The following is a 14,056-nucleotide window of genomic DNA, read 5'->3' on the forward strand; positions in this document are numbered from 1 at the left end:
CCCGGAGGCGGCCGCGGTGCGCCCGCTCACTTCCCCCGCCACTTCGGTGGCCGCTTCTCGCTGAAGGCCGCGTGGAATTCGGCGTAGTCGTCGCTGTGCATCAGCAGCGCCTGCGTCGACGCGTCCATCTCGACGGCCGCCGAGAGCGGAAGGTCGAGCTCTGCCGTGAGCAGCGCCTTGGTCTGCGCGAGGGCGAGAGCGGGGCCGTCGGCGAGTGTGCGGGCGAGCTCGGCAGCGGCGTGCTGGGCCTGGCCTTCCTCCGTCAACTGGCTGAGGAGACCGATGCGTTCGGCCTCCTCGGCACGCACGGGCTCACCGAGCATGAGGATGCGGGTGGCGTGACCGAGGCCGACGACGCGCGGCAGCAGATAGGCGGCGCCCATGTCGCCGCCGGAGAGGCCGACCTTCGTGAAGAGGAAGGAGAAGCGGGCCGTGGGGTCGGCGACACGGAAGTCCGACGCCAGGGCGAGCACCGCGCCCGCGCCCGCCGCGACGCCGTGCACGGCCGCGACGACGGGGAACGGCGTCTCGCGCAGCGCGCGTACGACCTGGCCCGTCATGCGGTTGAAGTCCAGGAGTTCGGCGGTGTCGGCGTCCAGGGTCGCGCCGATGATCTCCTCGACGTCGCCACCGGAGCAGAAGCCGCGGCCCTCGCCCGCGAGTACGAGCGCGCGTGCGCGGCGCTCCCGCGACAACTCGGCGAGGAGGTCGCGCAGATCGGCGTAGGCCCCGAAGGTAAGGGCGTTGAGCCGCTCCGGACGGGCCAGCGTCACGGTGACGACGCCGTCGTCCTCGGTGACGCGGATGTGCCGCCATTCGCCGGTCGGACGGGCCGAGCCCGTGTACGGGCTCATGCGGATGCTCCCGGGGCGTTGTCCTCGCTGGTGGGCTCACTCATGGCTCAAGGCCTCCTTCGAGACGCCGGCGACGGCACACGCTGAACGTATCACCGGTTCGTGACTGCCGTCACGGGTGCGCGATAGACGCGGGTGGGTGCCCAAGCGTGACCGGATAGCGTGGTGGCCGGTCGCGGGAGGGAAGAAGCTGATGGAGCACGGTCCGCTGATACTCGCGCTGCTGGCGCTGTTCGGGCTGGTGGGCGGCATCGGCATCACGGCGGTGGGTCCGGGCGGCGTGCTGCCCACCATCGGGATGTTCCTGCTGACGGGACTCTCGCCCTCGGGTGTCGCGGGCACCGCCATCGCCACGCACATCGCGACCGGCGCCCTCGGCACCGCCGCCTACACCCGCTCCGGCCAGCTGCGCGACGCCCGCACGCGCCGCATCGCGCTGATCCTCTCGGGCGCCGCACTGGTGGGCTCGCCGCTGGGCGTGCTCTTCAACACCCTTGTCGACGGGCGGGTGTTCGGGATCCTGCTCGCGGCCACCGTCGCCACGACGGGCATCCTGGTATGGGTGCGCGAGCGCCGCACCTCCGCGCCCGAGGACGACGACGGCAAGCTCCTCTCACCGGTGGTCACGGGCGCCGTCGGTCTTCTGGTGGCCGTCGCCGCGGGACTCTTCGGCCTCGGCGGCCCGATGCTGAGCGTGCCCCTGCTGGTGATCTGCGGCCTGCCGCTGCTGCCCGCTCTGGCCGCCGCCCAGGCACAGTCCGTGGTCATCGCGAGCGTCGGGACCGCCGCGTATCTCGTGCACGGCTCGATCGACTGGGCGCTCGCCGCGCTGGTCGGCATCCCGGAGCTGGCGGGCGTCGTGATCGGCTGGAAGATCGCCCATGCCGTGCCCGTACGGAAGCTCAAGTTCGCCCTCGCCGGCACGCTCCTGGCGCTCGCGCCCTACCTGGCGCTGCACGGCTGAGGTCTGTCCGGCGGATCAGGCCGGCCGGGTTGCGCCTGTCCGCATCGGCTCCGGCGTCTTCCTCGCCTGACTCAACCGGCGATGTGGCGGGCGGCAACAGGCTGAACACGCACGAAAGATCCTGCCGTGGGCACGGGCTCGCCCTGCTCCCTGGCCATCAGCGTTTTGGCAGCCATCCGGGCGTCCGGCGCACCTCCCGCTTCGGCGTGCTGCAAGCGATCATCGCGCAGTAACATCGCACAACATCCAACGAGGAAAGGCGAACTCACGTGGTGGACATGAAAGCGGCCGCGCGCAAGGTCTTCGATGCATACGACCTCGACGGCGACGGGCAGATAACCGCCAAGGAATACCAGCAGGTTGTCGCCGAGCTGCGCGGCGAGCACCTCACCGAAGAGCAGGCGCAGCAATTCATCGACGTACTCGACACGGACGGCGACGGCACGATGTCCTTCGAGGAGTTCTGGGCCCCGATGCAGGGCAGCGCGGACTGACCACGAGCGTTCCGGTGACCCCGTCGGATCGAACCGTCGGCGGTTACGGCCCAGTCGCTCTTGCCCGTCCCACGCTGATGGGGTGTGCCGCCGCCGTGACCGGGAGGCCGCGCATCCCGATGGGGCATCATGCGGCGCATGGGCAACTCTGAACGCTCCGACAGCGACCGCAAGGGCCGGGTGGCACACAGCCTCGTTCCGGTGACCGGCCGGGACCCCGGGGAAAGCGGACGGTCGGCAACACCCCTGGAGCTGCTGTTCGATCTGACCTTCGTGGTCGCCGTCGGCACCGCGGCGACCCACTTCGCGGAGCTGCTCGCCGAGGGACACCCCTTGGAGGCGCTCGCCGCGTTCGCGCTGGCGATGTTCGCCATCAGTGTCGCCTGGATCAACTTCAGCTGGTTCGCCTCCGCGTTCGGCACCGACGACTGGCTCCACCGCGTGCTGACGATGGTGCAGATGACCGGGGTGGTCGTCTTCGCGCTCGGTCTTCCGGGGATGTTCCACTCGGTCGAGGTGGGCGGACACCTCGAGCTGCGGATGATGGTGCTCGGCTACGTCGTGATGCGGATCGCGATGGTGGTGCAGTGGTGGCGCGTGGCCCGGGGGTCCAGCGATTTCGAGAGCGTCGGGACGGCGAACATCCGCTGGACGGCGACCGCGCAGATCGGGTGGGTCGCGCTCGGATTCGCGCCTCTTCCGCTGGGTGTCGTGATCATCGCCATCATCGCCCTCGGGGCGCTGGAGCTGTTGCTGCCCGTTTTCACTCAGGGCAGCGCGGGCGGGACGCCCTGGCATCCCCACCATGTCGCCGAGCGGTACGGCCTGTTCGCGATCATCACCCTCGGGGAGGGCGTCGTCGGCACCGTCGCCTCCTCGGGCGAACTCTTCGGAGGAGCCGTCGGGACGCACTGGAGCGGGGACGCCATCGCCGTCGTCGTCGCCGGGGTCGGGCTGACCTTCGGCATGTGGTGGACGTACTTCCTCACGCCCTTCGGCGACATCCTGGTCTACCGCCGGCGCCGCGGATACCTCTTCGGCTACGGGCACATCCCGCTCTTCATGGGGATCGCCGGTGCCGGCGCCGGGCTGCACGTGGCGGGCCTGTATCTGGAGCACCACTCGGAGCTGGGACCGGTCCCCGTGGTTCTCTCCCTGGCCGTCCCGGTCGGCCTCTACCTGCTGATGGTCTATCTGCTGCACACGTTGCTGCTGTCGGCGGGCGACCCGTTCCACCTGCTGCTGATCTCCGTCACGCTCGCGGTGCTGGCCGTCGCGGTGGCGCTGTCCGCAGCCGGCGTCGGGGTCGCGGCATGCCTGCTGGTGGTGATGCTCGCCCCGTTCGTCACCGTGCTCGGCTACGAGACGATCGGCCACCGGCATCAGCGGCAGATGCTGGACGGTCTCGCGGTGCGCGGCGACTGACGGCCCGTTCAGCGCATGTCGACGGGCCGGACCTGGGACCTGCCGGGGGTCCCCGTCGGTCACGGGATCCGGAACGCCCGCCGGTAGGCGCCCGGGCGGTGGGGCCGTCGCGTACTGTGCCTGGCCGGCGTCACGTTGCGGAGGCGTCACCATGTGGCGCGCGAGGAGGGCGGCGTGCCCGGCCCCGGGATCCGGCTGCGTCAGCTGTCCCGCTTCCCCCTCGCGCTGCACGCTCTTCCTCTGCTACCCGGAGGGTCAGCGTCCCCTGGTAGCGAGGTCGAGCAGATGATCGGCGGTCCCGTCCGCGAGGGTGGCGACGAGCACGGCCTTGATGGTGTGCATCCGGTTCTCCGCCTCGTCGAAGACGACGGAGTGCTCGGCCGATTCGAAGACCTCGTCCGTCACTTCGAGGGAGTCCAGGCCGTGCCGTGCGTGGATCTCCCGTCCCACGGCCGTGCCCAGGTCGTGGAAGGCGGGCAGGCAGTGCAGGAACTTCACGTCCGGATTGCCGGTGGCCCGCAGCACCTCCATGGTCACGGCGTAGGGCCGCAGCAGTCCGATGCGCTCGTCCCAGACGTGCTGGGGCTCGCCCATCGAGACCCACACGTCGGTAGCGACGAAGTCGGTGGCGCTCACGCCCTCTTCGACGTCCTCGGTGAGCGATATGCGGGCACCGGTGCGGGCCGCGAGGGCGTGTGCCTGCGTGATGACGGGCTCCTCGGGCCACAGCGCGCGGGGGGCCACGATGCGCACATCCATGCCGAGCAGCGCACCGGTCACGAGATAGGAGTTGCCCATGTTGTTACGTGCGTCGCCGAGGTAGGCGTACGAGGTCTCCGCAAGCGGCTTGGGGCAGTGCTCGGTCATGGTGAGCACGTCGGCGAGCATCTGCGTGGGGTGCCAGTCGTCGGTGAGGCCGTTGTAGACGGGGACGCCGGCGTAGGCGGCGAGCTCCTCGACGACGGCCTGTCCGCTGCCCCGGTACTCGATGCCGTCGTACATGCGGCCCAGGACGCGTGCGGTGTCCCGCGCGGACTCCTTGTGCCCCAGCTGGGAGCCGCTGGGATCCAGATAGGTCGTACCGGCGCCCTGATCGGCGGCGGCGACCTCGAAGGCGCAGCGGGTGCGGGTGGAGGTCTTCTCGAAGACCAGCGCGATGGTCCGGCCTCGCAGCCTCTGCTGCTCGGCGCCCGCCTTCTTGGCCACCTTCAGCTCGGCGGCCAGATCGATCAGGTAACGGAACTCCTCGGGCGAGAAGTCCAGTTCCTTGAGGAAGTGGCGGCCCGTGAGGTCTGTCGCCATGAGGGCTCCTAGGTCGCTGACAGAGGCTGACTGATATCGACCTGGAATTCTATACCGTCGTTCGAATCTCTATACAGTGCACCTGTCTCGTACCGTCGCGGCAGCGCTCAGACCGGGTCCCTCTCCACGGGGCAGCTCATGCACCGCGGTCCGCCCCTTCCCCGTCCGAGCTCGCTGCCGGGGATCTCCAGGACCTCGATGCCCTGCTTGCGCAGGTGGGTGTTCGTGGTGACGTTGCGCTCGTAGGCGAGCACGACACCCGGTTCGACGGCGAGCACGTTGCACCCGTCGTCCCACTGCTCGCGCTCGGCCGAGTGCACGTCCTGCGTGGCCGTGAGGACGCGGATGTGGTCCAGCCCGAGGGCCGCCGCGATCGCTCTGTGCATGTGCTCCGGCGGGTGGTCCGTCACCTTCAGCTCGTGGGTGCTGCTGCCGGGCTCGATGGTGTACGAGCGGAGCATGCCCAGCCCCTCGTACTGGGTGAAAGTCTCGCCGTCGACCATCGTCATCACGGTGTCCAGATGCATGAACGCGCGGCGCTTGGGCATGTCGAGCGCCACGATCGTCCGGGCGGAACCCGCCGCGAAGAGTCCGCGTGCCAGCATCTCCACGGCCTGCGGCGTGGTGCGCTCGCTCATGCCGATCAGCACGGCGCCCGAGCCGATGACCAGCACGTCGCCGCCCTCGATGGTGGACGGATACGCGCCCTGGCCCTCGGACCAGACGTTGAAGGCGGGGCTGTCCGGCCCGGCGAAGAGCGGGTGGTGGAGGTAGATCGCCTCGAAGTGCACGGTCTCGCGCTGACGGGCGGGCCAGCGCATCGCGTTGATGGAGACGCCGTCGTAGACCCACGCGGAGGTATCGCGCGTGAAGAGGTGGTTGGGGAGCGGTGCGAGGAGGAAGTCGTCCAGATCCATCACGTGGAAGCGGACGGAGGCCGGCTCCTCGTACCCCTCCAGGAACTCGCGCTTGGTCATGCCGCCGACCAGCGCCTCGGTCAGCTCCTTCGTCGGCAACCGGTCGAAGGCGGCACGCAGATGGCCCGTGGCGAGCGGCCCGTACTCCTTCTCGTGGAAGACGCGGTCCAGGACGAGCGTGCGGGCCTCGGGGATGTCCAGCGTCTCGGCCAGCAGATCACCGAAGAGATGCACCGCGATCCCGCGGTCGCGCAGCGCGTCCGCGAGCGCGTCGTGCTCCTGGCGGGCACGGCGGACCCACAGCACGTCGTCGAAGAGGAGGTCGTCCTTGTTCGTCGGCGTGAGGCGCTTCAGCTCCAGGTCGGGGCGGTGCAGGATCACGCGGCGCAGCCGTCCGGCCTCTGAATCGACATGGAAACCCATGTCTCCATCCTCGCCGAGGTGGACGTGACGCGCGTAGTGTTTGCGCAAAGGTCTCCACGCCGGAGGGGCGGGACGCAGCGGGCCGTGCCGTACGGGTACGGCCCGCTGCTATGTCCGGCGGTCCCGGTGACCGGTCCTGGGCAGGTTGTTGCGGGCGGCGGATATGGCCTGCGGGACGCTTGCCCGAACCGGGAAGATGCCGAAGGGTTGCGGCCGGTAACATCCGCGGGCCGAATACGGCCGAAGAAGAGGCGGTTTCATCGTGGTCGATCCGGACGGGCGAACCGGCGCAGCAGGACCCCCTCGGCGGCTCGTGACCGCCGCCATGGCCTCCGGTCTGGTGGGCGCGGTGTACTCGGCGGGGATCCCCGTCGCGCAAGCCGCCGAACGTCCGTCCGCCGGCCGCCGCGACCCCGCCCACCACGACGTGCTGTTCGTGAGCGCGCACCCGGACGACGAGGCCGGAAACCTGTCCACCTTCGGTCTGTGGCGTGAGCGGCTGGGGCTGCGCACAGGCGTCGTCACCATCACCCGCGGTGAGGGCGGCGGCAACGCCGTCGGTCCGGAGGAGGGCGCACCGCTGGGCATGCTGCGCGAGGGCGAGGAGCGCTCCGCGACCGCGCTCGCGGGCATCGAGAACATCTTCTACCTCGACAAGCCCGACTTCTGGTACACGCTCTCCGCCCCGCTCACCGAGCGGATCTGGCACGCGCGGGACACCTTGGAGCGCATGGTCCGGCTGCTGCGCATGACCACGCCGCACACCGTCGTGACGATGGATCCGCGTCCGTTCAACCAGCACGGCGGGCACCAGATGTCGGCGCGGCTGGCGATCGAGGCGTTCTTCCTGGCCGGTGACGCACGGGCCTTCCCCGACCAGATGTCGTGCGAAGGACTGAGGCCGTGGCACCCGCGGCGGCTGCTGTCCCAGAACTACGGCTTCTCGGAGCTTCTCGGGCCGGATGCGCCCAAGAAACGCCGCAAGGACCCGGACACGGGCCTTCCCGTCATCGGCGTCTGGTCCGGGCACACCTCCCGCAGGCACGGGAAGACCTGGGCTCAGGTGGAGCGGCACGCGAGCCGGATGTACCGCAGCCAGGGCTGGGCCGCGATGCCGCCCGAGGTTCCCACGGACCCCGAGGAGCTGGGTTCGGACTGGTTCAGCGTGCTGGCGGACAAGGGCCGCGCCGTCGGCGCGCCCGTGCGCGAGCAGGACGAACTCCGGCCCGTGTACGCGGAGTTCCGCAAGTGGACGCGGCGGGTGGGGCTGCCGTGGCTGGCCAACGACGCACAGCCCGACTACCCGGCGCCGCCGTCCACGACCATTCCGGAAGTGGCCGTGGCTCCCGTCCTGAACGGCGTCGAGGGCGAAGGCGAGTACCCGGGCCCCGAGTTGCGCCTGCGCCACTGGGAGGGCGACGAGGTGCCGGCCGCCGACTGCTCGGCGACGGCCAAGATGTCCCGGCACGGCGACGACCTCTACGTGCTCGTCTCCGTCACGGACGACCGGGAGGGCACCCGCCTGGAGAAGGAGGACGCCAAGAGGCACTGGCGGACGGACTCCGTCGAGATCACGCTCGACCCCCGCGGCAACGGCGACGACACCTCGGTGACGTTCAAGACCGGCATCTTCCCCTTCACGGAGGGAGACGGCGGGCCGGTGGCGGAGCGGGACGCCGACAACCGGCAGGGTCCCGCGGAGAAGACCGCGCCCGGCATGCGTGTCGCGGCCGCGGTCGGCGAACCGTACAAGGGCTACATGGTCGAGGCGAAGATCCCGCTCGGGGAACTGCCCGCCGCGGCGGATCCCGAGCGGTTCGCGGCGAACATCCTCGTCTACGACTCCGACACCCAGGACAAGACGGGCCAGACCCGGCTCGCGTGGTCGCCGTTCGGCAGCGCCCAGGCCGACCCTTATGTGTGGGGCACGGCCCGCCTCGAGGGGTACACACCGCCGGAGGACCGTCCGACTGTCCCCGCCGAACCCGAGATCCCGACGGAGGCGGCACGCAGCGAGGACTCTCCCGCGTCCGTCGAACAGGCACGGCGCACCGGCGTCCCGCTCGGCGGAGGCCCGCGCCCCTGCCGCTGACTCCGACGGCGGCGATCACCGCGGACGGCACTGAGCTTTCAACGCTGTGTCCGTCAACCGACCGCCGTCCGCGGCAGGTTCAGTCGTCGGACGCCGCCTGCCCGCGGGCCCTCATGGAGGGTTCGCTTGCCAACTCCGCGATGAGGTCAGGGCCCACCCTGCAGCAGCCGCCGACCAGGCGCGCGCCCCGCTCGACCCAGCCGGCGGCACGGTCCGCCGACCAGGAGCGGGAGCCGTGCCACGCACGGCCGGGGGCGGCGCTCCACTCCTCGCCGCTGTTGGGGTAGACGACGACCGCCTTGCCCGTCACCGTCGCCGCCGTCCCGACAGCCCGGTCCGCGTCGCCGGGCGCACAGCAGTTGACACCCACAGCGACGACCTGGTCCTGGCCGGCCGCCGGCGCGAAGGCCTCGTCGAGGGGCTGCCCGGCGCGGGTGCGGTCACCGGCAATCGTGCAGCTCAGCCACACGGGGATGCCGCACCCGGCCGCGGCCTGGAGCAGCGCCTCCACCTCGACGACGTCCGGGACGGTCTCCAGCGCCAGTACGTCCGGCTCCCCCTCGGCCAGGGCCTCGATCCGCGGGCGGTGGAAGGCGGCGAGTTCACGCACGCTCAGCCCGTACCTGCCCCTGTACTCGCCGCCGTCCGCGCGGACCGCGCCGTAGGGGCCGACCGAGCCCGCGACCCACACGTCCTCGCCCGCGCCGGAGCGTTCGGCCGCCCGGCGGGCGAGGTCCACGCTGCGGCGGAAGAGCTCCGACGCCTCCCGGCCCCGCACTCCAGCCCGCGCGAAGCCCTCGAAGGACGCCTGATAGCTGGCGGTGATGAGCACGCGCGCCCCCGCCCGTACGTACGCCGCATGTGCGGCCTCGATCTGCCCGGGGTCGTCGCGCAGCAGCCGCGCCGTCCACAACTCGTCGGCCAGGTCACAGCCTTGGGCCTCGAGCTGGTTGGAGAGCCCGCCGTCCAGGACGAGCGGGCCGCGGGCGAGGGCGGTGCTCAGAGCAGTTGCGGGACGGGTCACGACAGCTGGGGGCGCACCTGCTCGGAGATCAGCTGCAGGTGATCCAGATCGTGCGGGTCGAGGAACTGCAGATAGATCCGGGAGGAACCGGCCTGCTGGTAGCGGCCGATCTTGTCGACGACTTCGGCGGGCGAGCCGGCGAGACCGTTCTCCTTCAGCTCCTCCACGTCCCGACCGATGACCGCGGCGCGCCGGGCGGTCTCGGCGTCGTCCTTGCCGACGCAGACCACGAGCGCGTTGGAGAAGACGATGTCCCGCCCCGTCTTCTCCGCGGCCGCCCGTACCCGTCCGAACTGCTGCTCGCTGTCCTCGACGGAGGCGAAGGGGATGTTGAACTCGTCGGCGAAGCGCGCGGCGAGAGCGGGAGTGCGGACCTTGCCGTGGCCGCCGATGAGCACGGGCACCTTGGGCTGGGCCGGCTTTGGCAGTGCGGGCGAGTCCTTCAGCGTGTAGTACCTGCCGCGGTAGTCGAACTTCTCACCGGCCGGGGTGGACCACAGCCCGGTGATGACCTCCAACTGCTCCTCGAGCCGTCCGAACTTCTCGGCGGGGAAGGGGATGCCGTACGCGCTGTGCTCCTCCTCGAACCAGCCGGTTCCCAGCCCCAGTTCGACCCGGCCGCCCGACATCTCGTCGACCTGGGCGACCTGGACGGCGAGCGGACCGGGAAGCCGGAAGGTCGCCGCGGTCATGAGGGTGCCCAGCCTGATGCGGCTGGTCTCGCGGGCCAGTCCGGCGAGGGTGGTCCAGGCGTCGGTCGGGCCGGGCAGGCCGTCGGAGTCGCCCATGGCCAGATAGTGGTCCGAGCGGAAGAACGCGTCGAATTGCAGATCCTCGGCAGCCTTCGCGACGCGCAACAGCGTCTCGTAGCTCGCTCCTTGCTGGGGTTCCGTGAATACGCGCAGCCTCATGACGCCCATCTTGCCTCAACCCCAACGGAGTCCCCCTCCCCTCGCGTCAGGCCGCCGGACCGTGTTCCTGTGCCTCCAGCCTGCGCAGAATGCCCGCCACCCGGTCCCCTGACTCGTCGGCGGCGTCGATGGCCTCGATGCACCGCCAGTAGAGCCCCTCCTCCCTTGCCGAGACGGCCACGAGCACGAGCGCCACACCGGCCTCCGCCAGCAGCCCGCTCAGGTCGGACAGGGCGCACTTGGGGTCCTGGATCTGGGAGAGCCGGTCGGCCCGCACCTCGCGCGTCGCGCTGTCGCGCAGCCCGGGACCCAACGAGGAGTGGCAGGCCTGCAGGCCCGCTTCGCTCAGTCCGAGCGCGTCGGCCCGCACCGACTGCGGTCCGCTCGCCGCGAGAAGACTTCCGATCGCCCCGACGAGAGCCTGTACCTGCCATGATTCGGCGACGATCTCTTCCACGGACTCGCACTCGGCGAGCGCGTGGCGGGTGGCCTTGATGAGATGCACCGCATCCAACTTCACCACCTCCCTCCACGCGTCACTACGGAGAGTGACGCCCAATAGGCAAGCAAGCCAGGCAAATTGGTGCTTATCCGGGCATACCGCCTCTCGTGAATACCTCTGTCACTTCATAGAGTGACCGCTTCCGGTAGTCGGGAAACGCTTCTCGTTGCGCTCGATCTTCGCGGCAAGCGCTTTCAGCACGTCGACACCCAAGACCTCGCAGAACTGCAGCAGATACGAGAGGACGTCCGCGACTTCGTCCTCGACCCGGTGGGCGGTCTCCGGACGCTCCATGACGCGGCTCGATTCCTCGGGCGTCAACCACTGGAAGATCTCGACGAGTTCACCGGCCTCGACGCTCAAGGCCGCCGCCAGATTCTTCGGCGTGTGGTACTGCTCCCAGTCGCGCGCCTTCGCGAACTCCGCGAGCCTGCACTGGAGTTGGGACAGAGACAGGGGCTCCTGCGGGCTGGGCTGCGAGGGCCGGTCGCCGGAGGACGGGGAAGAAGGGGGGAATTCACTCACCCCCCAGGTCTACCAGGGACACGCCCGGATGCCGCGCGGCCTCGTCCGCCGCACTCCCGGTATCGCTCACTGCCGCCAGCAGTCTCACGTGCCCCCGCTCCCCCATCCGCACCGCAAGCGCGATCAGTTGGGCCGTCTGCCGCGCGTCCAGCGCCCTGTCCAGCCCGTCGGCGAGCACCGTCATGGCCTGCCGTGCGGGAAGCACCTCCTGCACGGGGTCCATCGACAGCACTCCGGGACCGGTCAGCAGCACCACGGCCAGCGCGGCGTAGCGCAACTCGCCGTCGCCCAGCCACTCCAGGGGCGTGCGGGCGCGTGTGTGGCCGGGTCCGCGGTCGGGGCCGACGATCAGTGCGCGGACGCGGCCCCTGTCGGATCGCTCCGCCGGGAGGTCGGCGACAAGATCCGCGACGGGGCCCGCGAAGCCGGCACTCAGGGCGTCGATCAGATGGCCGTGCCGGATGGCGCACTCCGTGCGGGTACGGCGCAGCACGGCCGCCAGGTTGTCGCAGCCGCCGCGCAGCAGGGTGTCGGCGGCGGAGACGGGATCGCGCATGGTCTCCGGACGCGGATCGCAGGCGAAGGCCGAACGCAGCGCCACCACAACCTGTTCGGCCGCCTCCAGCACCCGGCGTTCCTCCTCCGTACCGCCGGCGACCCGCAGGGGCAGCAGGGCCGTCGCGAGCCTGTCGGCGGGAAGCCGGGCCCGCGTGACGCGTCCGGCGCCCGCGCTGTGCCACTCGGCCTGCACGGCGGGGCGGGCCGGGTCGCGCAGAGCCGTGGCAAGCAGGGTGCGCCCGCCGGGCACGGACAACCGCTCTCCCGCGATGCACAGTTCGGGCTCGGCCTGCACCGCGAGATCGAACCGTACGGGCCCCGCCGGGCCGTCGACGGTGCAGCCGAGGCGGAAGCCGCGCCGCCCCTCGGCGTCGGGACGGGACCGGCGTGGCACGTACGCGCTCGCGCCTCCGGACGCACGTCCGAAGACCTCGCCCAGTGCCTCTCCGCCGCCGAGCCGCGCCAACGCCTCGTGCGCCTCCAGGACCGCCGACTTGCCGCTGCCGCTCGGCCCGGTGAGCAGGGTGACCGGCGCGAGGGGGACGGCGCGGTCGCGCAGCGTGCGGAACGAGGAGAGGTGCAGGCCGGTCACAACCGCCGCTCTCGACGGGGCCGCGGCGGCTGCCTCTTCGGGACCCTCCGCGGCCGGGGCGGTGCGCGAGCCGTCCCTCGTGCGGTTCTTCGTGACGTGCATGCCCGGACCGTAAGCACCGTCGCGGCAGCGGAACCGTTCCGTCTTGCCCCCTCTCCCCCGAACGAGCGATGTGCGCGGCCACGGTGACCCAGGGGCGGAGCAGCACGCAGGTTGCGAACGCGAAGCCGACGAGGGGTTGTTGGCGTCGTGACAGAAGACGTTGGATCAAGTGATGCATCGGTGAAGGGCCTTCACAGCAGACAGCGGGGCCGACCGGGTCAGGGGGCGCGGAAGCATCGGCGCGCGGGCACGGCCACCGCCTTCCGGCACCGGTAATCGCGTCCGCAATTTCCCTTCACGCACGCGGTGAAATCCACAAAGAAAGTCGCCCGCATTTGCCGGTATTGCCACCTGCAGTGGATCACTGAAACATGATCGAAAATCTTTGAGTTTATCGAAACGTGATCAAAAATTACGTACCCGGGCGTACCCCGCGAGCAGGGCTGCTGCTATTTCTATGATGTTCTGTTCTCATCCCCCACCTTCGGAGAAGACAACTTCATGCGCTCGTTGAAGCTGCTGTTCGCCGCATTGCTTGCGATGGTGGCCATTGCCTTCGTCGCTCCGGGATCACAGGCTGCCGCGGGCAAATATGTGGCCCTCGGTGATTCCTACACCGTGGCTGTAGGAACGAGGACCTACGACAATCCGGACGACGCCTGCCGCCGTGGTCCCACCTCTTACCCGAGGCTCTGGGCAGCCGCGCATCAGGACGTCGGATTCGTGGAAGCGGCGTGTTCGGGCGCCACCACGGCCGATGTCATCAATTCGCAGGTCGGCCAGTTGACGCCGGACACCTCCTTGGTGACGGTGCAGGTCGGCGGTAACGACGTCGGGTTCGTCGACGTGCTGAAGAACTGCATCCTCACCGCGGACGACGCCGACTGCATTGCCGGTGTCGAGGCGGCGAAGGCTGCGGCCAACAGCACACTGTCGCCGGCGCTTTCCCAGACGTACTCGGCCGTGCGTGCCGCGGCACCGTCCGCGAAAGTGATCGTCGTCGGATATCCGCGTCTTTACACAATTGGAGGTGACTGCGGCATTCTCGGCCTCAGCGACAAGGAGCGGACTGCCCTGAACTCCGCTGCCGACACACTCGCCGAGATCATGTCCGCGCGGTCGAAGGAAGCTGGATTCACTTTCCTGGACGCGCGGCCGGTTTTCGACCCGCACACCATCTGCTCGAACGGCGATGAATGGGTCACCAGCCTGGAGTGGGACAAGCTCAACGAGTCCTACCACCCGAATGCGGCAGGACACCGGGACGGCTACCTCGCCGCCCTGAACCCGCTCATGGGCTGACCGGCCGGAGTTTCCCCGGCAGAGAAGGGAAGGGCGTCCGTCGTACTCGGCGGGCGCCCTTCACGTTCG

The 14,056-nt window shown here is 70.1% G+C and carries 13 protein-coding genes; 5 read left to right on the top strand and 8 right to left on the bottom strand.

The genetic code is table 11. The features are described from left to right. Positions 1 to 26 precede the first annotated feature (26 nt). The gene (locus I004_RS0124570; protein ID WP_028437674.1) at positions 27 to 854 is read right to left on the bottom strand and encodes an enoyl-CoA hydratase family protein; all 828 of its coding nucleotides are present in this window, start codon (positions 852 to 854) and stop codon (positions 27 to 29) included. Between the two features lie 139 nt (positions 855 to 993). On the opposite strand from I004_RS0124570, the gene I004_RS0124575 reads away from it, so the two are divergent. The 3 genes from I004_RS0124575 (at position 994) to I004_RS0124585 (ending at position 3,737) form a co-directional block, all read left to right on the top strand. Then, complete coding sequence (locus I004_RS0124575) at positions 994 to 1,818, top strand: sulfite exporter TauE/SafE family protein (protein WP_486580207.1); 825 nt, start codon at positions 994 to 996, stop codon at positions 1,816 to 1,818. Between the two features lie 278 nt (positions 1,819 to 2,096). After that, a complete protein-coding gene (locus I004_RS0124580) occupies positions 2,097 to 2,312 on the top strand; it encodes an EF-hand domain-containing protein (RefSeq protein WP_486580247.1) in 216 nt (71 codons plus the stop codon). Positions 2,313 to 2,450: 138 nt separating this feature from the next. Further along, positions 2,451 to 3,737, top strand: a complete 1,287-nt coding sequence (locus I004_RS0124585) for a low temperature requirement protein A (protein ID WP_028437677.1) — start codon at positions 2,451 to 2,453, stop codon at positions 3,735 to 3,737. Positions 3,738 to 3,992: 255 nt separating this feature from the next. Here the strand turns inward: I004_RS0124585 and argF are convergent, their stop codons facing one another. After that, positions 3,993 to 5,039, bottom strand: coding sequence for an ornithine carbamoyltransferase (argF, locus tag I004_RS35840; RefSeq protein ID WP_051345389.1), 1,047 nt, complete (start codon positions 5,037 to 5,039; stop codon positions 3,993 to 3,995). Positions 5,040 to 5,146: 107 nt separating this feature from the next. Further along, positions 5,147 to 6,379: an arginine deiminase gene (locus I004_RS0124595; protein WP_028437678.1), complete on the bottom strand. Its 1,233-nt coding sequence runs from the start codon at positions 6,377 to 6,379 to the stop codon at positions 5,147 to 5,149. A gap of 313 nt (positions 6,380 to 6,692) precedes the next feature. On the opposite strand from I004_RS0124595, the gene I004_RS0124600 reads away from it, so the two are divergent. Next, complete coding sequence (locus tag I004_RS0124600) at positions 6,693 to 8,471, top strand: sugar-binding protein (RefSeq protein ID WP_486580210.1); 1,779 nt, start codon at positions 6,693 to 6,695, stop codon at positions 8,469 to 8,471. 79 nt (positions 8,472 to 8,550) lie between these two features. On the opposite strand, the gene mmuM is transcribed toward I004_RS0124600, so the two are convergent. From mmuM to I004_RS0124625, 5 genes are all read right to left on the bottom strand, one after another. Then, positions 8,551 to 9,495, bottom strand: a complete 945-nt coding sequence (gene mmuM, locus I004_RS0124605; protein ID WP_028437680.1) for a homocysteine S-methyltransferase — start codon at positions 9,493 to 9,495, stop codon at positions 8,551 to 8,553. Next, a complete protein-coding gene (locus I004_RS0124610) occupies positions 9,492 to 10,406 on the bottom strand; it encodes an LLM class F420-dependent oxidoreductase (protein WP_028437681.1) in 915 nt (304 codons plus the stop codon). The genes mmuM and I004_RS0124610 overlap by 4 nt, the downstream gene beginning before the upstream one ends. Before the next feature lie 46 nt (positions 10,407 to 10,452). Continuing rightward, positions 10,453 to 10,926, bottom strand: coding sequence for a DUF6099 family protein (locus I004_RS0124615; protein WP_486580212.1), 474 nt, complete (start codon positions 10,924 to 10,926; stop codon positions 10,453 to 10,455). A gap of 102 nt (positions 10,927 to 11,028) precedes the next feature. Further along, positions 11,029 to 11,364 carry a nucleotide pyrophosphohydrolase gene (locus I004_RS0124620; protein ID WP_037977673.1) on the bottom strand — a complete coding sequence of 112 codons (336 nt, stop codon included), beginning with the start codon at positions 11,362 to 11,364 and terminating at the stop codon, positions 11,029 to 11,031. Positions 11,365 to 11,425: 61 nt separating this feature from the next. Beyond that, the gene (locus I004_RS0124625) at positions 11,426 to 12,685 is read right to left on the bottom strand and encodes a biotin transporter BioY (RefSeq protein ID WP_028437684.1); all 1,260 of its coding nucleotides are present in this window, start codon (positions 12,683 to 12,685) and stop codon (positions 11,426 to 11,428) included. A gap of 501 nt (positions 12,686 to 13,186) precedes the next feature. On the opposite strand from I004_RS0124625, the gene I004_RS0124630 reads away from it, so the two are divergent. Next, a complete protein-coding gene (locus I004_RS0124630) occupies positions 13,187 to 13,987 on the top strand; it encodes an SGNH/GDSL hydrolase family protein (protein WP_028437685.1) in 801 nt (266 codons plus the stop codon). Positions 13,988 to 14,056: the final 69 nt, after the last annotated feature.

This window comes from Streptomyces sp. TAA486 (genome assembly GCF_000426165.1).

What these genes read in the sequence shown, in the direction of transcription:
- I004_RS0124585 (WP_028437677.1), top strand. Translation starts at nt 2,451, where the DNA reads ATGGGCAACTCTGAACGCTCCGACAGCGACCGCAAGGGCCGGGTGGCA.
- I004_RS0124580 (WP_486580247.1), top strand. Translation starts at nt 2,097, where the DNA reads ATGAAAGCGGCCGCGCGCAAGGTCTTCGATGCATACGACCTCGACGGC.
- I004_RS0124570 (WP_028437674.1), bottom strand. Translation starts at nt 854, where the DNA reads ATGAGCCCGTACACGGGCTCGGCCCGTCCGACCGGCGAATGGCGGCAC.
- I004_RS0124625 (WP_028437684.1), bottom strand. Translation starts at nt 12,685, where the DNA reads ATGCACGTCACGAAGAACCGCACGAGGGACGGCTCGCGCACCGCCCCG.
- I004_RS0124630 (WP_028437685.1), top strand. Translation starts at nt 13,187, where the DNA reads ATGCGCTCGTTGAAGCTGCTGTTCGCCGCATTGCTTGCGATGGTGGCC.
- I004_RS0124610 (WP_028437681.1), bottom strand. Translation starts at nt 10,406, where the DNA reads ATGAGGCTGCGCGTATTCACGGAACCCCAGCAAGGAGCGAGCTACGAG.
- I004_RS0124595 (WP_028437678.1), bottom strand. Translation starts at nt 6,379, where the DNA reads ATGGGTTTCCATGTCGATTCAGAGGCCGGACGGCTGCGCCGCGTGATC.
- argF (WP_051345389.1), bottom strand. Translation starts at nt 5,039, where the DNA reads ATGGCGACAGACCTCACGGGCCGCCACTTCCTCAAGGAACTGGACTTC.